This window comes from Phyllobacterium sp. GQ127 (genome assembly GCF_059758635.1).
Map to the genome: position 1 here is coordinate 823,500 of NZ_JCAXDZ010000001.1, position 22,585 is coordinate 846,084.

Annotated in this window: 32 protein-coding genes; 16 read left to right on the top strand and 16 right to left on the bottom strand. The window is 51.7% G+C overall.

Annotation, left to right across the window (positions count from 1 at the left end):
• Positions 1–570 precede the first annotated feature (570 nt).
• Entirely contained in the window at positions 571–1,608 is a 1,038-nt protein-coding gene (locus tag AC6CHM_RS04190) for an AlbA family DNA-binding domain-containing protein (RefSeq protein WP_498172096.1), read from the bottom strand.
• A 57-nt stretch (positions 1,609–1,665) separates the two neighbouring features.
• Between AC6CHM_RS04190 and AC6CHM_RS04195 the strand changes: the two genes are divergently transcribed.
• Complete coding sequence (locus tag AC6CHM_RS04195; RefSeq protein WP_498172097.1) at positions 1,666–2,613, top strand: hypothetical protein; 948 nt, start codon at positions 1,666–1,668, stop codon at positions 2,611–2,613.
• A gap of 4 nt (positions 2,614–2,617) precedes the next feature.
• Here AC6CHM_RS04195 and AC6CHM_RS04200 read toward each other — a convergent pair whose 3' ends face one another.
• Complete coding sequence (locus AC6CHM_RS04200; protein WP_498172098.1) at positions 2,618–2,977, bottom strand: thermonuclease family protein; 360 nt, start codon at positions 2,975–2,977, stop codon at positions 2,618–2,620.
• Positions 2,978–3,167: 190 nt separating this feature from the next.
• Between AC6CHM_RS04200 and AC6CHM_RS04205 the strand changes: the two genes are divergently transcribed.
• The 11 genes from AC6CHM_RS04205 (at position 3,168) to AC6CHM_RS04255 (ending at position 9,001) form a co-directional block, all read left to right on the top strand.
• Positions 3,168–3,359 carry a hypothetical protein gene (locus tag AC6CHM_RS04205; protein WP_498172099.1) on the top strand — a complete coding sequence of 64 codons (192 nt, stop codon included), beginning with the start codon at positions 3,168–3,170 and terminating at the stop codon, positions 3,357–3,359.
• A gap of 1 nt (position 3,360) precedes the next feature.
• Complete coding sequence (locus AC6CHM_RS04210) at positions 3,361–3,687, top strand: hypothetical protein (protein ID WP_498172100.1); 327 nt, start codon at positions 3,361–3,363, stop codon at positions 3,685–3,687.
• Positions 3,688–3,981: 294 nt separating this feature from the next.
• Positions 3,982–4,299, top strand: a complete 318-nt coding sequence (locus AC6CHM_RS04215; RefSeq protein WP_440811029.1) for a hypothetical protein — start codon at positions 3,982–3,984, stop codon at positions 4,297–4,299.
• Positions 4,300–4,301: 2 nt separating this feature from the next.
• Complete coding sequence (locus tag AC6CHM_RS04220; RefSeq protein WP_498172102.1) at positions 4,302–4,976, top strand: SOS response-associated peptidase; 675 nt, start codon at positions 4,302–4,304, stop codon at positions 4,974–4,976.
• Positions 4,977–4,987: 11 nt separating this feature from the next.
• A complete protein-coding gene (locus tag AC6CHM_RS04225; RefSeq protein ID WP_440810579.1) occupies positions 4,988–5,341 on the top strand; it encodes a hypothetical protein in 354 nt (117 codons plus the stop codon).
• Positions 5,342–5,401: 60 nt separating this feature from the next.
• Positions 5,402–5,854, top strand: coding sequence for a DUF7832 domain-containing protein (locus tag AC6CHM_RS04230; RefSeq protein ID WP_440810581.1), 453 nt, complete (start codon positions 5,402–5,404; stop codon positions 5,852–5,854).
• Between the two features lie 53 nt (positions 5,855–5,907).
• Positions 5,908–6,084 (top strand): hypothetical protein, encoded by a 177-nt coding sequence (locus AC6CHM_RS04235; RefSeq protein ID WP_498172105.1) that lies wholly within the window; start codon positions 5,908–5,910, stop codon positions 6,082–6,084.
• Positions 6,085–6,214: 130 nt separating this feature from the next.
• Complete coding sequence (locus AC6CHM_RS04240; protein WP_307278022.1) at positions 6,215–7,075, top strand: FkbM family methyltransferase; 861 nt, start codon at positions 6,215–6,217, stop codon at positions 7,073–7,075.
• Between the two features lie 171 nt (positions 7,076–7,246).
• Positions 7,247–7,510 (top strand): DUF982 domain-containing protein, encoded by a 264-nt coding sequence (locus AC6CHM_RS04245; protein WP_498172107.1) that lies wholly within the window; start codon positions 7,247–7,249, stop codon positions 7,508–7,510.
• A 115-nt stretch (positions 7,511–7,625) separates the two neighbouring features.
• Positions 7,626–8,453, top strand: coding sequence for a hypothetical protein (locus AC6CHM_RS04250; RefSeq protein ID WP_498172108.1), 828 nt, complete (start codon positions 7,626–7,628; stop codon positions 8,451–8,453).
• Positions 8,450–9,001, top strand: a complete 552-nt coding sequence (locus tag AC6CHM_RS04255) for a hypothetical protein (protein WP_498172109.1) — start codon at positions 8,450–8,452, stop codon at positions 8,999–9,001. Before AC6CHM_RS04250 ends, AC6CHM_RS04255 begins: the two co-directional genes overlap by 4 nt.
• Before the next feature lie 955 nt (positions 9,002–9,956).
• Here the strand turns inward: AC6CHM_RS04255 and AC6CHM_RS04260 are convergent.
• From AC6CHM_RS04260 to AC6CHM_RS04270, 3 genes are all read right to left on the bottom strand, one after another.
• On the bottom strand, positions 9,957–10,859 hold the full coding sequence (locus AC6CHM_RS04260) for a tetratricopeptide repeat protein (protein WP_498172111.1): 903 nt from the start codon (positions 10,857–10,859) through the stop codon (positions 9,957–9,959).
• Positions 10,860–10,881: 22 nt separating this feature from the next.
• Positions 10,882–11,247, bottom strand: a complete 366-nt coding sequence (locus AC6CHM_RS04265) for a DUF1515 family protein (RefSeq protein ID WP_440806147.1) — start codon at positions 11,245–11,247, stop codon at positions 10,882–10,884.
• A 387-nt stretch (positions 11,248–11,634) separates the two neighbouring features.
• Positions 11,635–12,480 carry a glycoside hydrolase family 108 protein gene (locus AC6CHM_RS04270; protein ID WP_498172112.1) on the bottom strand — a complete coding sequence of 282 codons (846 nt, stop codon included), beginning with the start codon at positions 12,478–12,480 and terminating at the stop codon, positions 11,635–11,637.
• Between the two features lie 653 nt (positions 12,481–13,133).
• Here AC6CHM_RS04270 and AC6CHM_RS04275 point away from each other — a divergent pair.
• The gene (locus AC6CHM_RS04275) at positions 13,134–13,346 is read left to right on the top strand and encodes a hypothetical protein (RefSeq protein ID WP_498172113.1); all 213 of its coding nucleotides are present in this window, start codon (positions 13,134–13,136) and stop codon (positions 13,344–13,346) included.
• Positions 13,347–13,368: 22 nt separating this feature from the next.
• On the opposite strand, the gene AC6CHM_RS04280 is transcribed toward AC6CHM_RS04275, so the two are convergent.
• The 5 genes from AC6CHM_RS04280 to AC6CHM_RS04300 form a co-directional block, all read right to left on the bottom strand.
• Positions 13,369–13,827 carry a hypothetical protein gene (locus tag AC6CHM_RS04280; protein WP_498172114.1) on the bottom strand — a complete coding sequence of 153 codons (459 nt, stop codon included), beginning with the start codon at positions 13,825–13,827 and terminating at the stop codon, positions 13,369–13,371.
• Between the two features lie 2 nt (positions 13,828–13,829).
• A complete protein-coding gene (locus AC6CHM_RS04285; protein WP_498172116.1) occupies positions 13,830–14,843 on the bottom strand; it encodes a gp53-like domain-containing protein in 1,014 nt (337 codons plus the stop codon).
• Positions 14,843–15,100 carry a hypothetical protein gene (locus AC6CHM_RS04290; protein ID WP_498172118.1) on the bottom strand — a complete coding sequence of 86 codons (258 nt, stop codon included), beginning with the start codon at positions 15,098–15,100 and terminating at the stop codon, positions 14,843–14,845. The genes AC6CHM_RS04285 and AC6CHM_RS04290 overlap by 1 nt, the downstream gene beginning before the upstream one ends.
• Before the next feature lie 56 nt (positions 15,101–15,156).
• Positions 15,157–16,914 carry a hypothetical protein gene (locus AC6CHM_RS04295; protein ID WP_498172119.1) on the bottom strand — a complete coding sequence of 586 codons (1,758 nt, stop codon included), beginning with the start codon at positions 16,912–16,914 and terminating at the stop codon, positions 15,157–15,159.
• A gap of 74 nt (positions 16,915–16,988) precedes the next feature.
• Positions 16,989–18,197 (bottom strand): phage tail length tape measure family protein, encoded by a 1,209-nt coding sequence (locus AC6CHM_RS04300; RefSeq protein ID WP_498172120.1) that lies wholly within the window; start codon positions 18,195–18,197, stop codon positions 16,989–16,991.
• Positions 18,198–18,269: 72 nt separating this feature from the next.
• Between AC6CHM_RS04300 and AC6CHM_RS04305 the strand changes: the two genes are divergently transcribed.
• Positions 18,270–18,539 carry a hypothetical protein gene (locus AC6CHM_RS04305; protein WP_498172122.1) on the top strand — a complete coding sequence of 90 codons (270 nt, stop codon included), beginning with the start codon at positions 18,270–18,272 and terminating at the stop codon, positions 18,537–18,539.
• A gap of 1 nt (position 18,540) precedes the next feature.
• Here AC6CHM_RS04305 and AC6CHM_RS04310 read toward each other — a convergent pair whose 3' ends face one another.
• Genes AC6CHM_RS04310 through AC6CHM_RS04325 form a run of 4 tightly spaced genes read right to left on the bottom strand, consistent with a single transcriptional unit; the run spans position 18,541 to position 20,356 of the window.
• Positions 18,541–18,909, bottom strand: a complete 369-nt coding sequence (locus AC6CHM_RS04310) for a phage tail assembly chaperone (RefSeq protein ID WP_498172648.1) — start codon at positions 18,907–18,909, stop codon at positions 18,541–18,543.
• A complete protein-coding gene (locus AC6CHM_RS04315; protein ID WP_498172124.1) occupies positions 18,906–19,322 on the bottom strand; it encodes a hypothetical protein in 417 nt (138 codons plus the stop codon). The genes AC6CHM_RS04310 and AC6CHM_RS04315 overlap by 4 nt, the downstream gene beginning before the upstream one ends.
• A gap of 49 nt (positions 19,323–19,371) precedes the next feature.
• Positions 19,372–19,875, bottom strand: coding sequence for a phage tail tube protein (locus AC6CHM_RS04320; protein WP_498172649.1), 504 nt, complete (start codon positions 19,873–19,875; stop codon positions 19,372–19,374).
• A 46-nt stretch (positions 19,876–19,921) separates the two neighbouring features.
• Positions 19,922–20,356 carry a phage tail terminator-like protein gene (locus AC6CHM_RS04325; RefSeq protein WP_498172126.1) on the bottom strand — a complete coding sequence of 145 codons (435 nt, stop codon included), beginning with the start codon at positions 20,354–20,356 and terminating at the stop codon, positions 19,922–19,924.
• Positions 20,357–20,375: 19 nt separating this feature from the next.
• Between AC6CHM_RS04325 and AC6CHM_RS04330 the strand changes: the two genes are divergently transcribed.
• The gene (locus AC6CHM_RS04330; protein WP_354344756.1) at positions 20,376–20,585 is read left to right on the top strand and encodes a hypothetical protein; all 210 of its coding nucleotides are present in this window, start codon (positions 20,376–20,378) and stop codon (positions 20,583–20,585) included.
• Here the strand turns inward: AC6CHM_RS04330 and AC6CHM_RS04335 are convergent.
• A complete protein-coding gene (locus AC6CHM_RS04335) occupies positions 20,563–21,009 on the bottom strand; it encodes an HK97 gp10 family phage protein (protein WP_498172128.1) in 447 nt (148 codons plus the stop codon). The genes AC6CHM_RS04330 and AC6CHM_RS04335 overlap by 23 nt on opposite strands.
• A complete protein-coding gene (locus AC6CHM_RS04340; RefSeq protein ID WP_498172130.1) occupies positions 21,009–22,055 on the bottom strand; it encodes a phage minor head protein in 1,047 nt (348 codons plus the stop codon). Before AC6CHM_RS04340 ends, AC6CHM_RS04335 begins: the two co-directional genes overlap by 1 nt.
• 102 nt (positions 22,056–22,157) lie before the next feature.
• Between AC6CHM_RS04340 and AC6CHM_RS04345 the strand changes: the two genes are divergently transcribed.
• Entirely contained in the window at positions 22,158–22,568 is a 411-nt protein-coding gene (locus AC6CHM_RS04345) for an SMI1/KNR4 family protein (protein WP_498172131.1), read from the top strand.
• Positions 22,569–22,585 lie beyond the last annotated feature (17 nt).

Consider the following 22,585-nt stretch of genomic DNA (forward strand, 5'->3'; position numbering starts at 1 on the left):
ATCCAAGCTGCTGAAGAAAAATTGCGTGCTATGCGGCAAAGAATTTATGACCGGAGTATCTACGGCCAAATTCTGCGGGGTATCATGCACCACATGCTTCGATGCAACATGAAATTACACGACCACCAAGTCAGCGAAAGCGCTATCTACTTGATTTTACGTGATAATTTTCTGGAGGCCTCGCCCGGAAGGCACTTTTGTAGCATAATCAACAGCTTACCAAGCAGTGTGGCAGGGATTTTCATCAGCACAAATCAATGACTTAGCTGGCGCGCTGCCACACCTAAATAATCGCCACTTGCGGATAAGATGGTGAGACCGGAGGTTCACCGGAAAGCATTTCAGCTCAATAGATTACAACAGAGTGGGACAATTCTCCGCCCCTTGAAATTTTGATAGAATTCATATCGACTGTCTCACTCAGTCCCAAGTGCTGGTCCCTCGCCGCCCCTCGATCGATTAATAATCAATGCTCAATTCGGCAATTTCCCCAAGCCGATCGGTTAGATCGATCCGACGCGGCGGGTAACGGAGTGGTCAGCCTGGCTGCGGCGTATGCGTGGCGAACTCTCAAAGCTGCCCATCTAGAGATGGCCTGTCAGCTTGTTTAATTATTGCTCCGCTGTCCCAAGGTCGGCTTTTTAACGTAACGTCCTTGAAGTCGAAAACGCCTTCAATCACCCGCATATCCTTAGCTTTAAGAATGAATTTTAAAGGCAGTTCGAAGGGCACTTTTTTAGGATGAGGAACGCTTATCGGATTGGCATCACCATCAAGAGTCACTTTGAACGTGGCTCTTCCGATATGTCGACTATCCTGAGGATGAATAACATAGTCGCTGTTTGCGTAGTATTTTATGACCGTGCCTTCTCTGGCATATCGCACCCCTTTCAGGCCCCATGCCTCTTCAGCAATCCATTGATAGGTGTCATGCTGTGGTTCGGGGAGCTCGAGCAAGACGTACTGTGCCGATATGTTTGACACGTTACGCACATAAAAATCCAAATGTACTGTAAGGGTCAAACCCGAACGCATGCCCCAAGTCGGGCGAATCTCAGCCGCTAGTTCGGGACTTGATTGCCGCCGAAAGGCATCTTCAATGTCATAATGCTCCATTTCATAGGAAGAGGCACCACTTCTCTTGAAGTAAGTTTTTTGTTTCGCCGCTTCACTGCGATGAGGACGGCGCTCCGACCTCGGCACATCAATAATCACATAGCCTTTGGTATTGTCATATCCGGCGGGAAAGCTGCCCACGCGTATACCCGCATTTTTTGGTTGCAAAAGGTCACCTACAGCGGAGTTCAGCGTTGATGCGGCCTGTTTGAAACCCTTGAAGGGTGCAAGGGCAGATGCACAATCGATGTTGTCATCATCTTTCCTGCAATCAACGCCAAATATGACCAAACCACCCCCAGAATTACTAAAAGCGGAAAGGATTTTTGCGACCACCTTCTTACCCTCAGTGGTCAAGGCACCATCTTCATTGAAAACACCGGCTCCCTCAGTGGCGAGCTTGAAATCAAGTGTCAGACTCTCTTGAGTTCCAGCGTCTATCGCTTCTATGAGCTTACCTTCTCCGCCGGCCAAAACTTCGTCGTACGTCATCAAAATTTAATCCCACAGCCCGCGAGTTGGCACCGATTTCTGACGTTATCAACTACCATGAAATTGTCGATCCTTGCTGAATTGAAAGATATCGGCTTTGCTCCGGCGCAGGGGCAAAAGATGACAAAAGAATCAACTGACTTGAATCCATCCGCGAACAATCCTGAACGCAACTGGCTCGCCATAATGGCGATAGTCAGCATCGGTTATATCCTATTATTTGCTGTTTTGTTTCACTTGGTCACCCCCAAGCCTTACGATTGCGCCTACGGCTATTTTCCGTGTTTGAGGGCCAATGAATTTGGCGATTTGGTTGCCGGTGTATTTGCTCCATTGGCATTCCTTTGGCTGGTTGCGGCAGTTCTCGTGCAATCCCAAGAGCTTCAAGAACAACGTAAAGAGCTGTCATTGACTCGTGAGGAAATGAAGCTTCAGCGCGGAGAGTTTGAGCAAAGCAGGCTTGTTGCCATCGAGAGCAAAGGCGTGGCTGAAGCTCAGGCCAAAGCAGCCGATGCACAGGCCGATGCGGCTATCACAAATGCGAAGGCAGCCGAAACCCAAAACAAGATTCTCAAGGAGCAGCTAGACGCACAAAGACAGGATCGGAGTGACCAACAGCTAACTCAATTGCTGGATGAATTGTATTCCATGTTCGCCGAGAGGCTCAATGGGTGGATTCCTGTTCGCGACGAGAAAGATGAGATAATTTTTAACGGAATGAAGCTTTGGTATCCGCCATTGCCAAAGGGCAAAGTCGCAGCGTTGTTGACCTTGTGCCCAAGGGCCTTCACCGAGCTGCAGAAATACAATTCCGAAGGAGCAAATTTCACGCTTGTTGCAACTGAGTTTGACTCAGATTGGCGCCGTGTTTCGGGAATTTTAAATAACATTCTTATCGTTTCGGAAGGCGCATCTACTTCGCAGCAGCAACTCGTGGGAGACCTTCTAATTGAATATGTTCATTCTGAGTTGGTGCAATTGCTTGTTGAAGAGCGCATTCCCTGACTGGCTAACACCAGCCGCGCCGTTTCCCCGTCCAGGGCCGCACCAAACGCATTTTGACCAGGAGTTGGCCCACGTCCTTTCCGTTGGCAGAGATCATCGCCAGCGTGCGGCCATATTTGTCTATCAACCGGCCGCTCGTCGGGTCGCCGCGCTGGACGGTAAAGTCACCGGCCTTTAGCAGCGCGTTCAGCACGAACTTTGCTTCAAGTCCCTGCTTGTATTCAGCATCGCATTTTGCATTGCGCGTTTCGGGCGCATCAATATTGGCAATGCGGATCGTCTCGCCGTTCAAGCGGATCGTGTCGCCATCGATGACGTAAAGCGATTGCCTGGCATCGGCCGGAACAATCCCGGGGCCCAACATTAGGAAAGCCGCCAGCAAGGCGGCTCTTTTAGAGTGCGGTATTCTGTCCATGAAAATTTATTGACTCACGCCGAGATTGAGAACATTAATAGAACATACACGGTAGCGGCGACCGTTCCAATGACATTTTAGGACTATGAAAACCTGCCTGTAGTGGGGGCGGACAGGCTTGTCTCAATGGAGAAAAGCCATGGAAGAACCGGAGCAAGATTATGAGAACGAAGCAGACCAACTGATTGCCGAACATGGCGGCGATGCCAATGCTGCCATTACCAAGCTGGTCGAGGAACGCGCCTATCTTACCAAAGAACTCGAATATGCTTCGCTTGCCATGGGTTTCGGTTTCGCCCGTGGCTGGAAGCCAAAGCTGTCGAGGCATTGAGATGGCCAGAAGCAGAGGCGAACCGCCAACCACTTTGATTGACAAGGAATATCCTTTTCAGGTTGCGCTGCATTGTGACGAGGTGAGGCCGCATTTTGACAGGGTGGACTTCCTTTCAATACTGCTTGGCCGCTATCGCCTGAATCAGAGCATTTACATACATCCCGAGCGCTACAGCATCTATATGTTTGCAGAGCAGCGAAATGCCGAGTGTTTTTTAAAGGCATTTGAAGGGGAGTGGATAACCCCTGAACAGCGCCGGAAAGGCACTTGGGTGCCGCGCTATACGCGCATGCTGGTGGGTTATGATATCGAAAAGACAACTTAGAGGCATCCGCGAAACGACGCGGTTCTGTGATCTCGAACCGTGGGACGATCTTTATGCCTATTGCTACAAATGCGGCCAGATAAGCCGGTTAGATCGGGATTCCCTTCAATGGAAATACGGCGCGCATGTTCGCATAAACTCGCTGACGAAGAAGCTGAGCTGTCAGGTCTGGAGCTGCAGGAATAAGGAACACAATATGTTCGGCACCAAGAACAAATTGCGGGATTAACGCCCGCTTGCGCGCAACCAAGGATCGAATATCATCTCGTGATGGGCGGCCGCAGGGGGACTGAAATGCCAAAAGGTTTTTTCGAGACGCTTGAAAATGATATTCTCGGTGGTGAAGTCGTATGGCGCTGCACTTTCACTCACGGACATAGCAGCAGCAGCACAATCAAAATCATCCGTCCAAGTTCGACAAAACCCGATTATGCTACCCTCAATATCCACGTCGATCGGGAACAGGTGTATCGCGCCCAATTTGAACTAGAAGAGATTCTCAAGCTCATCGAAGATACCGCTTCGCAATTGCAAGCCACTGCGGCCGATATCAAGCGGTTCATTGCGGAATCACCACCTCCACCGCAGCAAGAAAATGAATGGGGCCGTTAGGCATGTGCAACCTCTACAAAATATCGACTGGCTTTGATGCGGTCCGCAATCTCTTCAATGGGATCGGAAACAGGACAAACATCACCGACTTCAATCTCGATATTTACCCGGACTATCCCGCGCCGGTCGCGCGCCAGGATGAAAGCGGCGAGCTGGAGGTATCAATGCTGCGTTGGGGAATGCCAACGCCTCCGGCCTTTATCAAGGGCGAAGTCGATTATGGTGTTACCAATATCCGCAATGTGAAGTCTCCGCACTGGAGGCGATGGCTGGGGCCAGAAAGCCGCTGCATCGTTCCGGCAACGAGCTTTTCCGAATATGGTCAGGTGCGCGATCCGGTCACGAAAAAACTGCCGCTGTACTGGTTTGCCCTCAATGAAGAGCAACCTCTATTCTGGTTTGCTGGCATCTGGACGCCTTGGTTCAGTATGCGAAAGAAGAAGGAAGGCCCTGTTCAGGCTGATATCTTCGCATTCCTGACCACTGACGCCAATGAGGTTGTGAAGCCGATCCATCCCAAGGCAATGCCCGTCATACTGCGCACACGCGAAGAGCTTGATATCTGGATGAATGCGCCGGCCGAGCAAGCGCTACAGCTACAGCGCCCGCTACCCGACAACGATTTGGTTGTTCTAGCGCCACCAAAGAAGATCGAAGAAGAGCCGCTTTTGCTTTAGGAGGAATGGCCATGCCTTGGAAAGTCAGATTTCGCGGGAAAACCTACAGCCTCGAGAGCTATTTCGATGAAGATTACATGGCAGAAGTCGAGGCGGACATGACCGATGTCGAAGAACTGCCGGGTTCATTCAACGTCGTATCGCACGGCGAGGAAATTGTAGAGAATATCACCATTGCCGAATCCGCCGATCCCCACGAATTTCCATTTGACGCTGTCCGTGCCAATCATCCTGAACTGGGCGAGATCTACATTTTCAAGGGCGTGCCGGATGAAACCGAGGGTGAGCTGCACGTTCTCTATACTAATGCGGCTGCAAACGAACCCGCTTACAACGAGACAGCATTTGCGGGCGATGGCACATGATTGTCGTAGTTTCCGAGGGAACCGGGCCTTTTCCGGAGCGTGTAGTCGAATGGATTTCTAATGAAGTACGATGACGCTTCATGGCATTATGGAGGAGAATTTCCCTTAACCTTGGCTCCCTCAGCCGCATCAACGCACATCGGCATGTTTGTTGCTTGGGCAACGCTCAATGGATTAGGAAGTGGAATCCATACCGATGAGGAACTTTTAGCTCTTACGACTCGCACAATAACGCCCGGGAATTGGTTTATTTCGGCTTGCGATGAGAAGTTTACAGACGAGGATTTGACTGTCGAGGGCAATGAGTTTGCAGCACACTATTATGAGGCTCCCTACACCTACTTTGCCGATTATGGGAATACGTTTTCCTCAGACATAATGTACAAGGTACCTGATACTTGGGATACCTATGATAAGCTCGCGCCGGTTATAAAAAGACGCTTTTCAATTTGGCGCAGGACAAAGACTATCAAGCACATTGTGAGTTTGGCTTGGATTAAGAAGCCATCATGAAACCTTGGCCGAGTCGGTCAAAATACATATGTCGAAATTAATGAAGAAACCTGATGTCTGAAAAGCAAGACGAAGAGATTGAGGCGGTGTGGGCTGATAAATCTCAAGAGTCCAAGGTGGTTTGGCCGAACGGCTACTATCAACTTGGGGTAATTTGCGTCGGAATAATCCTGTTGGTCATGGTCATACTTGCCTTGGAGTATGACCCAATCTTATCGAAAAAGTTCTGATGTTTGAAACACCACCCTCGCCCAAGCCCGAATACCCTGCACCGGACTATTCGTGCATTGAAGCGATCGGATTGATTCAACGATAACTTCAATCTAATCTCGATCGAGGGGCATATCATGGGGCAACGGAATGAACTATCCCTTCGTGGCGGATATCAAATATCGGGATAGAACAATCCCGTTCTCCATCGCCGATGCAGTGGGGTACGAATGGTATATTACCGTTGACGATAACCATAATTTACTACGTGAAAAATGCTTGCACTTCGTCAAACCCGGATCTCACGTCGTTGATTGCGGCGCGCATCACGGCCTCATGACCGTGCTGTTTGCGCAAAAGACTGGACCGAAGGGGAAAGTGACGGCCTTTGATGCACTGGAGAGTAACGCCCAAGTCGTTCGAGAGAATGCAGTCTTAAATAGAATGCCGAACATAACGGCCCACGGCAAGGCAATAGGCGACAAAACCGGCACCCATAAAGTATTAGCCGACACCAGCAATGTGATACTGAACGACGAGATGATCCACGCCCCAGACGGCGACTTCACGGTAGAGGTTATTGCTCTAGACGATGCGTTGTTAGGGGATGTTGATTTTCTCAAGATCGACGTAGAAGGCCATGAAGTCGCGGCGCTGCACGGCGCGCGTCGACTGCTCAGACAGTTGCCTGTGCTGGATATCGAGATCCATAATTTTCTTTTTCCGAGCGCCAAAGACCATTGCTTTGCGCTGCTAGACGCTTTGCCGGTTGATGGATACTTATTCTCAATTGATGAAAGCGCCCATTGGTGTGAGGCACATGAAATCAATATGTACTATCTCTGTTCGCTGCCTAACCCGCATCTGATGGCGAAGCCTAAGGCGCGCACCCGGTTGGAAAAATTTCTGCGACGTAAGTTTGATATCGTCTTGCCGCACTGGCTTCGTGAGGTGTTAAACAGGCGGGGCAGGATTGATTCGAAAGAGGTTAGGGACAGCGGTAAGGGATAAACCTCGATTTCATGGTCCACAAGACAGACCGCAATTGTACACTTTCTTATTATATCCCCCGATGGTTTACTTGACCATAACCACCTTACGTCCTGGCCAAGCGGGAACTGACTCGCCGCAAGAGTCGTTCACCGACTCATGGAAGATAAACCCTTCAAAGAAGTAACCGTAATGACCCGCCAGCTTGGCAAGATGAAGGTGATAACCTCCATAACGCAGGCGGCAGAGTTCATTGTGAATGAGTGGCCTGGTACTGATACCGAAAAGCTCGATATCGCCAAGCATGCGCTGTTGGAATGTTATGACGGTAAGCTGTCACCCGGCGTTGCGCGAATGGCTTTCATTGAGGCCACTAAAGAAGCCGACATATACATCGAGGCGGTTGGCCGCCCGCCACCAACCGGCAAGCTGGAGAATTGGCGCAAAGGGAGGTAAGGCGCAGGGCTCGAACAGCACAGCAGATTTATGGAGATCATTAACGTTTGTGTAGCGGGCGGCATTATAAAATGCCATAGACATTCAACAATGACAAATTGGAAACTTTGATAAGATGTGGAAGCCGCTAAACCCTGACCATTCAATTGAAACTATGTCAGTGGTGATTGGGTTCTCCGAGGCCGTGAGTTCCCTTACTTATCGGAAAATGGTGAGAGAACTTGAGCGTACAACATTCGACCAAGGCTTAAATATCCGCAAGCCCATCCAGGGTTTCGAATTCAATGTGGAAGGGCCATCACCTCAGGTTAGACCTTTAAGCGTAAATGGAATGATTTTCCAGAAGCATTCGTTGACAAGGGATGCGTCAGGCACCGTTGCGAATAAAATGGTTGAACAACTACAGATTCAGCCTCAGGCGCTAACTTATACAACTTGGAAATATGCAGGATGGTCCCCAACGCTGGACACCTTGACTCGTCTTTTTATGCCGGCTCTCAATATCGGCTTAACGACAGTGGCGCTTTCGACCATCAGATTAGAGTACCTCGACCGCTTTATATTTTTTGGCGAAGAGTCTAAGGGTTCCGCGGATGACGTTATCAATAAAGACTCTGATCTAGTTTCCGCACACGTTTTCTTGGCACCCGATTTATGGCACTCACATACTGGAAAATTCGAAGTCTCTGACGACGGTTTTAAGCGGTTGTTCCAAGTAAATGTGGATGCCCAAGATTTAGCAGCACCTGCAGAATTCGCTGGCAGGCGATCTATAACGGTAATGACGGCCGTAGATGATCGATTTGAAGGTACCGGGCTTGCAATTGAGGATGAGATCAACGATGTATTGACAAAACGCCTCGATAGTTTGCACAAAGATTCGATTGAACTTTGTAAGAGAGTGTTAAATAAAGAAATGGCAATACGTGTAGGGATGGAATGACGTTGGCAACTCGTGCAATAGCAACATCCACAACAGCTATTCTTTTTGCGCCCCTCATTGGGACTATATCGCATGCTCACGCACCCGATTATCGTTATCGCCTCGTCGAGCCAGAACAAATTGTTGTCCAGCGTCAAACCGCTTCGACTACGGTCTTTCAACCCACGAGTGAAGTGAGCGTAGTTTCAACTGCTGCCTTCCGGAATGCCCTTGAGCGATTGAGTACGTTAAAGTCGTTGGGCGACGACTTCGATGGCGAGGGCGCTGCCGCACCTTCTCAACAATCGATAGATTCTGCTATGTCGTTTATCAAATTCCTTCCATTTTACGCACCCGATCCATCGGTTGGCCTGGATAGGGATGGTCACGCCGTCGTAGAGTTCCACGATGGAGATGAACTCGGGCAGGTTATATTTCAGAACGACCGGAAGGTTGAAATATTCTATTCTTCCCCAAATAAAGCGCCTTTTAGCATGGAAGGCGCTATCGACGATCCGAGTGTTCATTCTCAATTCAAAAAAGCGTTTGGGTTTGCTTTAGAAGCGTGACGTCACCACTTTGCGAGAGTTGTCGGTGCGTTCTGAGCGGCCTATCTACAGATAGAAAGCAGCCAGATCGAGTCGAGATGCTACACCCAGCTTGCGCTTGCGAGAGCGTTTCTGTTGGAAAGGGATCGCCTGGTCCCGTTTCTAAATCAGAGTTCATTTATCGCTTGATAATCAGTCCCGGCGACATAGACCCTAACACTCGTGTTTTACTAAGTGAGTCCCTCCGTAATGTTCGGGAAGATGGATTAAGCGTATTCCGCGAATGTGCGACAGATCAGCATGTTGAAACTCTGGTCGTCGAACGACTCAGCAGAAAGCCTGAGAAGCCAGCGAAAACTGTTCAGGCCTTGCTAAAAGTGCAGGTTGCATCGATTCACAGCCTTTCAAGAGAGCCTTTGGGAAGACTATTTTGCGTATACGATGAAACCGTGCCTCGGAAAGATACTACACTGCCACCCGTACCCACACATGCTACTGTTCTCCAACGATTACCTGTCAGTGAAACAGCAAACAAAAAGGGCATAGTACGGGAAGATCAGCGTAGCCTCTATGACGCTATGAAGCTGGGAGTAATAGAGGTCGCTCAATTCCGAAACGGCTTGATCGAGCAATTAAATAGACGTTCGCTAGCGGGCGAGTTTATTGAGTCTAATTAATTTGAGAAACGACACCCCCTGAGCGACATTACAACGTTCAATCGGTTAAGGCGCATGCTATGTGCCGGTCACGCTCTAAACGCTCCAGCCCGATCCGACATCCCGTGAGGACGCCGGGGCTTGATCGTCTGGCTGCAGTGTATTCATTTGACCGTGCTGGTTTTTACCAAATCGCCAGTATGAAGCCCGGCACCCCATCTTTCACCCGAAAGCGCGCCGGGCTTCATTTTATCCGGAGGTATTCCTTGGCGACGATCGCGCTTTATTCGTTCCAGCCGATCTAACGCTGCGCACAGTCCTTAAAGTTTCACAGCTCCCAATGTCTGCATCGCTTTGACAGCGTCAGGAAATCCCTGCGATGCCGCCTTGGCGATCCACTCTTTAGCTTTCAAGATGTCTTGCGGCACCCCTAACCCCTTCAGATAAAGTGTACCAATATTGTACTGCGCGATTGCCAAATTCTGTTCTGCAGCCTTCTGAAACCACATTGCTGCTTTAGAATAATCCTGAGGCACCCCATCTCCGTAATAATACATCCGAGCGAGGTTAGACTGGGCATTCGGGTAGCCTTGTTCAGCAGACTTGCGAAACAACGAAACTGCATACACAATATCTTTTGTTATTCCTTGCCCGTGGATAATTAAACCAGCAAGGTTGTTTTGCGCTTGTGCCGAACCACTTCCTGCCGCCTTTTTATACCAACCAACCGCAGTTTCGTAATTCTGCTCAACCCCATTGCCAATCTCATAGCAAATGCCAAGCATTGTTTGGGCTGGAATGAAACCTTGGTCAGCTGATGCATTATAAAATGCAATTGCTTTAGCAACATCTCGGCTAACACCGTACCCGTGCGCGTAAAGTCGACCAGTAGCATATTGCCCGTGGGGATCTCCGCTTTTGGCAGACTTTTCGTACCAGCTAAAAGCATCAGAATAGCTTTGGGAAACTCCATATCCACCTTCGTAAAGGTAGCCAACATAGGCCTGCGCCTCTGCATCCCCGTGTCTGGCAAGTGGTTCGAGGCGCACCATTGCCTTCTCGTATTGTTTTGTGCGTAGCAGATGCTCAGTTGCGGGACTTAGTGCGTTTGCTTCAAACGAGAAAGAGAACATCAAGAAAATTGCCGAGACGATGGAAGACGCTGTGAAATTCATTATTCCCCCAATGCCATGATGCTCATGCAGGATAATGACACCATTCATCGCAGTCAAACTGGCACTACGACTATTTATGTAATACGCGGGTGAGCCATTCGAAAGAGTTGGCTAGGCTGACGCCAAGGGCGGTTCCGCCGATCCCGACAACTCCCAACGCGCCGATTCCCATCAATCGCCAACGTTTGACATCATCGGTGACAGCCTTAGCGTCCGTAACATCATCCTTGATGGCCGCTATGTCTGTTTTGATGCCACCAACCTCTCCTATGAGCTCATCCATCCGTCGATGCACAACAGCGCGCTTTTCATCGGCCTCCCGGTTTTCAGCGCCGGCTCTTCGCTCTGAAGCATCTATGTCTCGGCGTAGGCCCTCGACTGTGGCAGTTAGAATGCCAATTGCACGATACAGGTCATTATTACTTGCCGCAGCCATCTACCAGCATCTCCGCCTTGTGCCATTCTGATCGTTGCCCTCGATACGTTCGGCACCGGGGCGGTCCAGTTGAATTACTGCGACAGTAGCCGCCGGATTGAGATTGACGGCTCTAAAGCCCGCGCAACTGCTCGCAGGGTTCGATTGGCATCCTGCGAGAACGGAGAGACTGAACACAAAAGTCGTAATCACTGAGGTTTTGTACTTTCGCATCGCTATCGATCCTTTCGCGCTCTGCTTTGATGTTTGATTGCAATTGCTCAACAGCAACATCCTGACGGCCTTCACGCTTACCGTAGAGGAATGAGCCGGATACAAGCACAAACGCTGCAAGTGCCTAGATCAGAACGGTTTTGATTGGTCCGGGTATAAGTGCGAGAAGCGCGGTCATGCCGGCACCGCATTGTTCGGAAGATCAAGCGCGTCGCGAAGCTCGGCTTCTTTCTTCTTCGACCAGTAGCGATAGGCAAAGCCGCCAATGAAGATGACGACACCGGCTATTGTCAGCGCAGCAACTGCCTTGGCCACAAAGTCAATGTTCGTCAGTGGCGTAAGCTGTTCTGTGGCCTGAGCCAGCACTGTAGACACGACACCACCACCCTGAGCGGCATCTGCCGGACCTTTGCCCGGCGCTGTCTTGGCGTCTTCAAGGTATGCCTTGGCATCCATATCCGCGACGAACACTGGAGCCGGACCGACTGAGCCTGACGCCCATGCTTGCCCGATCTTCCTTACCTGGGCGACACGATTGCCCCAACCCTTCCCGAACGTCTTCCACGTCCTCAACGCTTTGAGGAAGGCAAGACGCCGGTCGAGTATTTTGGCAATCAGCGCATCGTGATCATTGGCCGCTTGGATTGCCTTGACCGTTAATTCGCCCATAACACCATCAACCGCACCGTTGTAGGCGTTTCCAAGAGCGCGCTGCACCCATTTGACCGCTTGCGATATCCCGCTGTTCACAGCCCCGTCAAAGACAACGTAATCAATCCCGGCCGGGAGCTTATCGCCTTTGATCGGTGACCAGTAGAGATTGCGATAGATCGCATCTCGCTCGGCCGAATTTATCTGCTTCACCGGCTGAGGCTTCTTGCCCTGCGACTTACGGTAATTATCATAGACCCGCTGTGTGACGCCCCACATTGTAGCGCCACCAGGATCGGAAGGATGGTTTGAATAACCGCCCTCATGGACAAGCACAGCCGCGAGCGCAGCGGGGAACTTCGCTTTCATGGTATTTTCCTCAATTGAGTTTGGAATGGTCTCCGCCGGTGCGGGTTAATTCGAGGTTTGACGCCGATTCCGTGGTATATTGGCCGAGCTAGACCTCACTATCGGGAGGGGGAAGGTCATGACGGATGATGACGACAAGCCTTATTTGAGCAGTGTGTGGCCGTACCTACTTATTGTCGCTGCACTGTCCGCTGTTTCCATTGTTGCAGGGCGTGCCTGCTCGGAAAACCATGCGAACGGATTTCGAGTTCCAGATCATTCCGATCCTGGAAAGCCCAAAAAACACAATTGAATTACCGGGTTATAGGGTCAGCGCAGTTGGTACCCTCTTACCTTACTCGGAGCGATCGGGCCGCAATTCCTGATTGTGGTTGTTGTCGTTGCGCTCGTTTGACGAGTCGCTACCAATTGCTATGAAGCCTTCGGGCTCAATCCGTGCCAGCATTCAATTTGATTGGGTGCGTGCTGTCAGGTCGCCTTTGAGACCCGGGCCATAGGGACGGAAGTGCCACCGGTCGTATGTGGTGCTCTATGCGTTCTTTCCAGAGTGCGGCCGTACCCGGTGCTGAATCCACCGGTCGCTCTGCCGGGCTATAACAAAAGACCCCCATGCGGCTCGCACCCAATCGCAGCGAAATTTGATAGGAGTAGCGATGTCCATTGCTCTCGATAGAATGCTTGATCTTTTAGACCTACTTGTGGAAGCGCATGCGATTGCCCGAGACGACTACCATCACAAATTGGAACGACTTATCAGTGCCGCCATAGCTGAGGCGTATGATCGGGCAATTACCTTAGAGATGGAAGCACAAGGGCTCTCCGCGGCTGAACCAAGCGCAGGAGCTGAGGGCGAACGATCAGGTTAAGATGGCTCACCTGGTTGTGCTCTCAGAGCATCGCGGCGTTTGTGAAGAACTGATTAATCTGCGCTTCTGTGAAGCCAAGACCACTAAAACCTTGCTGCAACATTTCATCGGTACGCAGAAACGTGCTGCTGTCGGCATAGGCTGCTTGTGTGCGGACATCTTGAGTTGAAATCCACGCCTCGACCTGTTCAAGCAGCCCCGCATCGATAAGCGCGAGACGGAACTGGCGCCTAGACAGACGATCAGGAATGACGGGTTCGGGAGATGGCGGCTCGTAAGGCACGACATGACCATCCAACCATTTCCGCCGGCCATTATTGTTAATGAACGCCTGCCACTGCTGTTCAGTGATCTGGATTGCATCAAGAGGGATCAAGCAATCGGGGTTTGGTTTGCCATCGATCTCTCGGAACCCATGAATATCTTCCACATAGAAGCCAGCGGGTAAACCCTCTCCGGTAAACACTGCGAATTTTGTCATGATCAATATCCTACCGCTAACCAGTAAAAGGGAAGATTGGCCTGCGCTGCCACGAGACCGCCGTTGGAAATTGCACGCGCTCTTGTATCAAACGTTGATGCACTGACGTTGCTCGTGTTGATGACATAGGCGTTGGTAGATGCCGTATTGAAATTTGGGTTGTGATAGACACCAATACAGGCAGTGGGGAATGCGACGGGGAATGCTGTCGCAAAATCTGATGCTGCATTGAATGTGCTTCCCCATTGGATCATGAGCCCGCTTGGAAAGCGGTAATATCCCCCGTTGCCAATGAGATTCTTGGTGATGCCCAAACTCGCCAGCGCTGCGCCACCGTCCGTATCGTCCAGCAACGCCTTGATAAAAGTCGAGATTCCAAGCGTCGTCTGCGCGGCACCGGCGTTGGCATCGTCCAACAGACCTTTGATATACGTGGAAACACCTAATGTGGTGAGCATTGCACTGGCATCGACATCATCGATCAACGCATTGCCAGCTGCTGTTATGTTAGCGAGTGCGGCGCGGCCTTGAGCGGTAATGTCATAGGTTGCTGCAGTGTTCGCATCGGTGAAATAGATGCCCTTGTTGGCGGCAGGCGTCAACCCAAGCAGAGACCGTGCCCATCCTTTGAAATCGACAAGAGCCATTGTGTTGGCACCCGTGAAATACATCAGCTTGTCAGCGGCAGCGGACAGACCTGCAAACGCTGATAGCAGCGGCTGGCTCAACATGCGACGAAGAGCAACAGATTGACCTGTCAGTCCCGATCCGTCAGCCTGATAGCGAATGAAATATGGGCTGGTCGCGAGCGTCGGACCGCGCCACGTGTCGAGCAACGTGATTGACCCGTCATTGTTGATCGTATCGATGCGCGCCGGAGCGTAGCCGTCAAAGCCGAACTGGTCGCCCTTTTCCAGATCAGCAGACAACCACATCGTGCCGACGCCAATCAGCACCTTGGTGTTTTCCGTGATCGATACCGTGCCGACGCTATAGTCTGGATTGGTGATAGCCATTAGTTTGCCCTCTTCGGCTTCTCAGGCGCTTCGACGGGTTTTGCAGGAGCAAGCCGCTCAATCTCGGCCATCGCTTCGGATAGTGCTTTCTCCGCAGTTTCAAGCTGTTCTGTGAGGACGCGCACCTTCTCGGCTTCCGTCCGGCGCATAGCCTGAACGCCAAGCGTGCGTTGCTGGTAGAACTGGTTAAGCGCCAGCGCCTCTTCAGCATGATCGGCTATCGTGATTTCGACTGTTTTTTCGACCATTGATGACATGGGGTCTCCTTCCCGTTGGGTACGGGTTGCAATTGGGAAAGGTCGGAATTTACTGGTTACTTCTTCCACCAGACGGATTTGACGTAGGCACTTACCTGCGCAAAGTTCGGCCCTTGAGTCTGATTTCGATATTCCAAGACGTACGTGTTCGTGCCCAACGAGGGCGTATCATGCAGGAAGAATCCGACGTCGTTCTTAACCGTCTCGCCAGCGTTGTTGATAAAATTCGACACCTGCTTAAGAATGGCGCCGCTTTCAACGTGACGCCATCTCGCTTCGGCGAAATTGGAGAAGCCCGTCGTGCTTTTGACATTCGTAAACAAGCCATACTCACAGAAAACTGGGACCTGCTCCGGGTTTTGTGTTGTTGCGGTTGCTCCGACTGTCCATGACGTTTGCGTACCTGTCTGCGTCGGAAAACTATAGCTTACGTTTGCAGTAACAGCACGGAAGCCGAGATTTGAGGTGCCGACGATCAGATTGCCGATAATCGCATGGCTGATATCCACTGCACCGAGCGTTGCGGACAGAGCCGAGAGTGAATTGACCTTCACCTGGTCGAGATAAAGAATGCCAGACTGGAACACGAAGGGACGGGCTTTATCCGATCCATTGACCATATAAATTCGATCAGCAAGGAAGCCGATCTCACTCAGTCCGCCTGCCAATGCACTCAGGAACATGACGGCCTGAGACATCAATGCGCCTGCCGTTGCCGAAACCCCGAGGGCAATTGTTGATAGCGCACCCGCATGCGTTGCAACCTGCTCCGACCGAAACAATCCACTCGCTGAGAACTTGCCTATTGTGACGGTGGCAGCCTGTACGGCGTTCGAAGTTGCTTGCAGGCCCGTTCCCGGATCATTGACCATTACCGACAGCGTATTGGTGATGTTCGCCGTTGCAGCCAGACCGGAGACTGGATCGTTGACAGCGGCTTCCAGCGTTTCCACTTTGAGAACCGCTGCCGCCGTATCGCTGGCAACAACCTGGATTGTCTCGGTGTACTCAGCCTTGAACGCGCCTACTGTGGAAAAGATCTCCTTACGGTCCGCAAAGGATTGAGCGCTCTGTTCTGCTACGAACTCGTCAAGCTGTTGTGCTGCTTTGATATGATACCGCAAACCTTCCTGAATGAATGCGAGCTTGTCTCTGAGGCTTTGCTGGACTTCGTCCACCATACCGGGAAGATAAACATCTTTGTCGGTCAGCAGAACATTCGGTGTGGTGACATCGATCAAACCAGATGGTGAGAACCGTTTTCCCTGATTGGAAACATAGGTTCCTCTGGCCTGATACTCTTCGTTTGGCAAAAATGTGCCGTTCAGGATCGTGGAGTATTGCTGATCAAGCGGCGCGTCGTATGGCAACTCACCATCAAAGACTAGGCTGCCATCTTCTTTCAGGAACACCTCAACACGTATGCGATCTACACCGTCCTGATCTCCTGCATAGAATACCTCAATAGAGGGACGGCGAGCCGTACCATTCTGATCTTTGAAAACCGCAGGAAGTGCTTGCCAACCAAACATTGGATGTGAAGGCTGGATAACGGGACCTATTGGACCAACCGATACCGGCAATTGCTCGCTGGTAGACCAGTCATAGTCAGATGGGTCGATCTCTTTGAGGACAACAAGCTGGTTAAACGTGCGCTCGCCATCGATACGGACGACGAGAAATTTCTTGTTGATGTATCCATTCCGGGCAGATGTCCAAGAAACAACGTCATTCGGCTCAAGCGCCCATGCATCCGGCGGCAGATAGAACGAATGAACCCGAAAACGGCGATCTTCCTCAATCAGCAGCTTCATAAGACGTTGAACTTGAACCGCGAATGGAACGGCCTCAAAAATTACACCGGATGCGAGACGACGATTTCCATCCGCTAGTTCGAGATCGGTGGAATAGCGAGCAGGCGCGTCCTTCGTTGCCCACTCATGGCCTTCGTGATTGCGGTCGCCGTCTGGTCTGCCGATCCAGCATAAGGATTGGCCACTGTGCCGAACGACACCTCGCCCACGCCGGTGAACGAACCGATATCTACGCCCACCTTCTTGGCCAAGCCGCCAACGCTATTGTAAAGCCCGCCGATGTATTCATTCATGAGTTTGACGACGGCGTTAATCATGGACTCAACGCCTTTGATTGTCGCGTTGACCGTCTGATAGATCACATCACCGATCGCACCCGGCAGTTGCTTCCAAGTTGTCTTGATCGCATTGAAGCCACCGACGAACCCTCCGATGATGAAGTTCACCCCATCCTTGGCAGCTTTGACGATATCAACGCCGAATATCTGGGTGAGTTCATCCCGGAAAAGGTTGGCTGCTGCGACAGCAGCGGTTACGCCCAAGACGAAAGCCAAGCCGGGATTTGCAGCGGCCATAGTTGCGGCTGCGATTGTTGCAGCAACAGCTATGCGGCCTAGCAATGCAATCACCTGAACGATGCCAACGATGATCGCAGGAGCATAAAGCAAGGCAAGTGCAGCGGCGGCGCCCATTGCATATGGTGCAATCACCTGAAGACTGTCGGCGAGCCCGACAAGTGCGGAAGCGCCAAGCTTTGCCCAATTGACCACTTGCAGACCAGCAGCGACTGCCGCGACCAAACCAATCGTCACGAGACTTACTGGCGAAATGATCGAAAGGAAGGCATTGCCAAGGCTTTTGAGCGCTCCAGCTGCTCCCATTGGTCCCAGAACCGCACTGATCTGCGTACCCTGCTGTAGCGCGATCTGGAGGGGATTCATCGACATTGCTGCCGAAACACCGATATCCTGAAACTGTGCTGCCAGATTGCCGACATTCGCAGCAGCAGCCCCACTACCACGAACATTTTGGTTAGCGGCTTGAGTATGGACACGCACGGCACCGGCTGCCTTGGTGGCTGCCGCTGCTTCTGCGTTGAGTGCTGTCGCATGAGCATTGGCTGCCTGCGCGGCCATAGCGCCTGCCTTTGCGGAAGTTGGGCCGATTGATGACGTTGCGGCTTCCACGCGCTGAGCGGCGCCCGTGAGGCGGTCCATGGCCTTTGCGGCTTGGTCAACGCCAGTCGCCTTGGCTTCAATGCCTAGCGTAGCAAGTTCGGCCATGGGGATTTACCTTTCAGAATAACGTGAGATAACGTGCACCACTCAATCGAGAGGGGAACTATGGACGGTTGGTTGAAGGTTCTGATTGCCGTTGCTTGCTTGGTGGTAATCATCGGAAGCGGGTTTTACGGATATACTCAATACGAAGCCCATACTGTCAGAAGCGAGCAAGCCCAGCGCTTAACCGTTGTTAGGAAATCCCTGTATGATCGGCTGGGTGTGAAAGAAGGCGAAACTGACAAGGTCCGCACCTTATGCGCCAGCTTTTCACGCGATCCTGCAAAAGACAGTGAGCCTGTAAAAGACGTTCTCAGCAAATGCAGAATGTTCGGGTATCTTTAAACTACACGTCTCGTTTTACTACCCGCCGATCCTTCACCGCACCTCTAATACGAAGTTTGGCCTCTTGAACGTCTGCCGGTGTTGCCTGGCTGCGAACAACCTCTGGCTTGCCGGTCTTATTGATGATGGAGAGGACTGCTTGATCCATGCGGCGAACTACAGAGAGCTCCCAAGGATCGATGATCGCACCAGAAACCCGACAGAATGCCTCTATCTCAAGGAAGCTGATCGGGTTGGCGCTAAAGCCGGTCTGGCGAGAATTGTGAAGCTGAACGAACCAGTCCCAGATATAATCGGTATATTCCGGCGTTTCCGGTTCTGGATCATTCTTCCGGCGCGGGGAGAAATGCGCCCTCGCGAAGTCGATCAGCTCTTCAGCGAGGGCTTCACGAAATTTGCATCTTCATCAGCAGCTTTGTCGATCTGCTCGGATATGAAGAAGTAATCAGGGTTTGAAACGACCTTGAGGACGCTTTCCGGCGTGCATTCGACAGACTTGCCGCCTTGCGTGAGGTTCCATGAGATCACGGAAGCCGCAACAATCTCATTGGTCTTTTCCTCAATCTCTTCAACAGTGCCAACCTTCTTCGGGTTCTTCTTCCCCTCTCGAATGGCAGCATTGGCAAGACGGCGCTGTACGCGCTTGACCCGCTCGGAGCGATAGGACGCGACCTTGATTACCAAGCCGGTCTTCTCTCCCGTTGCAGGGTGCAGGATGTCGAGGTCAAAGCCGTCCTCAAATTTGGCGGCTGTACCGTCAAAAACAGATAGTTCGAATGTCATGGATTGTCCTTTGGGAGAGACGGCCGGCACTTACACCGGCCAAAGGGATTTACGCCAATGCTGTATCGACACTCAGGATGGGAGTGGACACGCCGACGTTGAACGTGCGCCGTAAAACGTTGTCGCCTGTGCCGATGTTTTTGCGAGCCGACATGACCAGACCGCGGAAGTAATCCACACTGTTCTCATAGAGTTCGCTCGGAGCATCCTCATATTCGATCTTGAAGTTGTGGTTGAACTTGGTCTTTTCGGCAGCGCGCATTGCAATCTGGCCAGGGTCAAGCGGATCGTCGCCGACAACAATGGCAATGGTACCCGCATCGCGAGCACCCTTCAGGTGGCGAACACGGCCGTCTCCAAGCGACTGAAATGTCACGTCGGAGGATTCATCGCCCACTTCACCGCCGTCTTCAACTTCCTTGATTTCTACCCATGTCAGGGCTTCGAAAGCTGCAATTGCCGCTGCATCACTGGTGTAAGGGATAGATGTTGTCCCGCCGATAAAATAACGGGCTCCAGTTGCCGTGGTAATGGCCATTGTATTTCCTTTCAGAGTGAGAACCCCGGATCGGGGCGGGTTAGACCGGAGTGTCCGGGTTTCAGTTGAAGCTGTGCCAAAGTATGGTTACGGGCACATAGATTTTGTCAGTCTCGATCATCGGAGCGCCAACACTCGGCTTCTGATAGACCTTCACCTTCACGCCAGAGCCGTACAGCTTCGTTCCCTTGGCAAAGTGTGTTTGCACAGCGCCCCCAATGTCTGTTGGCTTCACAGCGCCTATGCCGGAAGGATGAACAACCATGACTTGTAAAATGCCTTGGTGTCTGGCCTTGGCATCATCCGCGAGCCCGATATTGTCTGTGCGGTTCGGGATGAAGTCTGCGCGGAGGTAGGGCTTTGGCTTGCCTTGCCCGTCAACGGGAGCCGTGAAGGCAATCCCTGGCTGGGCTATGGGTAATGCGGGCGTCAATACGAGCGCTGCAAGCCTTGCAAGTAGCAAACTCAGGATTGTGCCTTCAACACTCGTGGCCATCGTGCTAATCCTTCCGGCAATGGCCGATAAACTTTCAGACGATCAGACCTACGAGAGATTGCATTCCGCCCTTCTCGCCCTTGGCAAGGAGGAAGGTGAAACTGTTCGTGGTGATACAAGTCTCAAGGCTGCCCGGCGGGCTTTAGCTCTGCTTCAGATGGGCTTGCTCAAAGCCATGGATGAGAACGGCGATAAGAACATCGCAATCAAAGACCCAAGCGGGACTTGAGCTCTTTCGCCTTTGCCTCAACGATTGCATTCCATCGCTGCGCTGCTGATCTCACGAAAGCGTCGGGCGCTTGCCCTTCCACTCCATACTCACGATATGCCGCATACGCGGCCGTATATCCGACGTAGAGCGTGTCAGTGATATCGGCACCCAAGATCACGGCTTCGATATCGCCTTGATCGTAGGAATAAGAGCCGCCGCTGGCAGGCTTTTTGCTCGGGTTGATCGAAGGCGTTGCAGCGGTTGAAGCCATCAGGGAAGCGCGGAGAAATCCGGTATCAACCCTCATCCGTCCACCTGCCCCAATTGGCGTTTGCATATCTGAAACAACCTCTTGCACGGATTCTTTGAATACCGCTTCGCAGGCGCCGGGTATCTTCTCGGCAAAGGCTGCAACCTGGGAACTAAACGAAAGCTTGGCCATTATGCAGCCCTGTATTGACGAACAACCGATGCAAAGTAATCGACCTTGTATTCCAGATGACAACGGCAACCCGAAATCTCATTGATTGGTGCGTCGGGATCGCCGGGAAAGCGTAGGCGAGCACCTGAAACGCTCTGGAATGTAGCATCAAGGCCGACAGACTGCCCGTTCAGAACTCTATGGGTGTGTCTTACCCGACCATCAGCAGCAGATCGCCAAATCTTCTGAACGTCCTGAGATGCGACCTTTCCAGCATCAATCTGCTGGCGCATGGCATTCTCGCGAGCAGTACCGATTGCCATCATGGTTTCAGTGCGAGCCAGTATTTCACCGCGGAGCTCAAGCAGCAGATCTGAATAGCGACCAATCATGCGAGATACGGCTACTGCCGGGATAGGCTTACCCTCACGGATTGCCGCCATCACAGTTCGGTCGAAGCGTTTATCGCGGCGCTGTCTTGTCAGGTAGTTCCGTAGAAGCTCTGCATCACCTGAAAGCAACTCTGTGCGCGCCGAGGCGACAAAGCCTTCCTGCGGGCTTGTCAGCCCGATTATGCCGCCTTCCCGCTTGCCTGTTACCCGATTGATCCGGCCAACTACATCGATCGCCGTCGAACGAGGATTCCTGCCCTCAGATAGTCCTGTTTCCAGCGCTTGACGAACAGCTACACGCTGATCTTCGACAATGCGTGTAACCATCTGTGCCGAATGATCCTGCAAGAATGCCTCACCGGCATAATCACGAACACCAAAGCGCCAGACAACGCGATTGCCTTCCGGGTCTTTGAGCTTCGGCAGGTTCTCGGCAAAGCTCACCCCGCCAGCATTGTAAGCATCGCGAAGCGCAATTTCCAAAGCGGAGAAGGCTTCCTGCTCGATCTGCATCGCATCGATAGCACCGGCAATGTCACCTCGTTCAAGCCGCTCAACTACAATCCTCAGAGTTATCTGGGACTTGATAGCGTCGATACTCTGAAAGAACGCCTCTGCAAGGGTCTGATCATACTTGTCCAGCAGTTGCTCAAAGATAGTGCGATTGCTGGCCATTAGAACTTCTCGCGGGCTGAAAGGCGCTTGAGCATGTTGAACCTTTCTGAAACTATGTGTCGGACAAGCACTAGGCTTGCGGTGAAAGTGGGGATAGTTTGAATGTTTGAAGACCGAGAATGGTTTGGCTCGCCCGGCGCTTCGTCAGATGCAATCGAACAACTTAAAGCCGTCGCTCCCGTTGCGCTTCCTGAAAGTTACTACGCGTTACTTTCTTACAGCAATGGAGGAGAAGGACCGCTGCTTGTTCAACCGTACAATTTCTGCCTGTACTCGGCAGAGGAAGCCGTTGAAGTTGAGCGAGATCGCACCTTTCACGAGTTTTTCCCGCAGATTTTTGTCGTGGGGGGAAATGGAGGTGGAGAGATTATCGGGTTCGATCTCAGACACCCCACGCCTTACCCAATTGTCGCAGTCGATATGACAAACACAGATCTTGACGAGAGCATCCTACTCATTGCGCCGACTTTTGACGAATTCATTGAAGTAGTCGGCCTCGAAGGAGAAGAGTGATTGCGGTCAGTCACAGT

Coding starts and splice junctions, on each gene's coding strand:
- AC6CHM_RS04190 (WP_498172096.1), bottom strand. CDS start 1,608: ATGACGTACGACGAAGTTTTGGCCGGCGGAGAAGGTAAGCTCATAGAA.
- AC6CHM_RS04195 (WP_498172097.1), top strand. CDS start 1,666: ATGAAATTGTCGATCCTTGCTGAATTGAAAGATATCGGCTTTGCTCCG.
- AC6CHM_RS04200 (WP_498172098.1), bottom strand. CDS start 2,977: ATGTTGGGCCCCGGGATTGTTCCGGCCGATGCCAGGCAATCGCTTTAC.
- AC6CHM_RS04205 (WP_498172099.1), top strand. CDS start 3,168: ATGGAAGAACCGGAGCAAGATTATGAGAACGAAGCAGACCAACTGATT.
- AC6CHM_RS04210 (WP_498172100.1), top strand. CDS start 3,361: ATGGCCAGAAGCAGAGGCGAACCGCCAACCACTTTGATTGACAAGGAA.
- AC6CHM_RS04215 (WP_440811029.1), top strand. CDS start 3,982: ATGCCAAAAGGTTTTTTCGAGACGCTTGAAAATGATATTCTCGGTGGT.
- AC6CHM_RS04220 (WP_498172102.1), top strand. CDS start 4,302: ATGTGCAACCTCTACAAAATATCGACTGGCTTTGATGCGGTCCGCAAT.
- AC6CHM_RS04225 (WP_440810579.1), top strand. CDS start 4,988: ATGCCTTGGAAAGTCAGATTTCGCGGGAAAACCTACAGCCTCGAGAGC.
- AC6CHM_RS04230 (WP_440810581.1), top strand. CDS start 5,402: ATGAAGTACGATGACGCTTCATGGCATTATGGAGGAGAATTTCCCTTA.
- AC6CHM_RS04235 (WP_498172105.1), top strand. CDS start 5,908: ATGTCTGAAAAGCAAGACGAAGAGATTGAGGCGGTGTGGGCTGATAAA.
- AC6CHM_RS04240 (WP_307278022.1), top strand. CDS start 6,215: ATGAACTATCCCTTCGTGGCGGATATCAAATATCGGGATAGAACAATC.
- AC6CHM_RS04245 (WP_498172107.1), top strand. CDS start 7,247: ATGACCCGCCAGCTTGGCAAGATGAAGGTGATAACCTCCATAACGCAG.
- AC6CHM_RS04250 (WP_498172108.1), top strand. CDS start 7,626: ATGTGGAAGCCGCTAAACCCTGACCATTCAATTGAAACTATGTCAGTG.
- AC6CHM_RS04255 (WP_498172109.1), top strand. CDS start 8,450: ATGACGTTGGCAACTCGTGCAATAGCAACATCCACAACAGCTATTCTT.
- AC6CHM_RS04260 (WP_498172111.1), bottom strand. CDS start 10,859: ATGAATGGTGTCATTATCCTGCATGAGCATCATGGCATTGGGGGAATA.
- AC6CHM_RS04265 (WP_440806147.1), bottom strand. CDS start 11,247: ATGGCTGCGGCAAGTAATAATGACCTGTATCGTGCAATTGGCATTCTA.
- AC6CHM_RS04270 (WP_498172112.1), bottom strand. CDS start 12,480: ATGAAAGCGAAGTTCCCCGCTGCGCTCGCGGCTGTGCTTGTCCATGAG.
- AC6CHM_RS04275 (WP_498172113.1), top strand. CDS start 13,134: ATGTCCATTGCTCTCGATAGAATGCTTGATCTTTTAGACCTACTTGTG.
- AC6CHM_RS04280 (WP_498172114.1), bottom strand. CDS start 13,827: ATGACAAAATTCGCAGTGTTTACCGGAGAGGGTTTACCCGCTGGCTTC.
- AC6CHM_RS04285 (WP_498172116.1), bottom strand. CDS start 14,843: ATGGCTATCACCAATCCAGACTATAGCGTCGGCACGGTATCGATCACG.
- AC6CHM_RS04290 (WP_498172118.1), bottom strand. CDS start 15,100: ATGTCATCAATGGTCGAAAAAACAGTCGAAATCACGATAGCCGATCAT.
- AC6CHM_RS04295 (WP_498172119.1), bottom strand. CDS start 16,914: ATGAAGCTGCTGATTGAGGAAGATCGCCGTTTTCGGGTTCATTCGTTC.
- AC6CHM_RS04300 (WP_498172120.1), bottom strand. CDS start 18,197: ATGGCCGAACTTGCTACGCTAGGCATTGAAGCCAAGGCGACTGGCGTT.
- AC6CHM_RS04315 (WP_498172124.1), bottom strand. CDS start 19,322: ATGACATTCGAACTATCTGTTTTTGACGGTACAGCCGCCAAATTTGAG.
- AC6CHM_RS04325 (WP_498172126.1), bottom strand. CDS start 20,356: ATGGCCACGAGTGTTGAAGGCACAATCCTGAGTTTGCTACTTGCAAGG.
- AC6CHM_RS04330 (WP_354344756.1), top strand. CDS start 20,376: ATGGCCGATAAACTTTCAGACGATCAGACCTACGAGAGATTGCATTCC.
- AC6CHM_RS04335 (WP_498172128.1), bottom strand. CDS start 21,009: ATGGCCAAGCTTTCGTTTAGTTCCCAGGTTGCAGCCTTTGCCGAGAAG.
- AC6CHM_RS04340 (WP_498172130.1), bottom strand. CDS start 22,055: ATGGCCAGCAATCGCACTATCTTTGAGCAACTGCTGGACAAGTATGAT.
- AC6CHM_RS04345 (WP_498172131.1), top strand. CDS start 22,158: ATGTTTGAAGACCGAGAATGGTTTGGCTCGCCCGGCGCTTCGTCAGAT.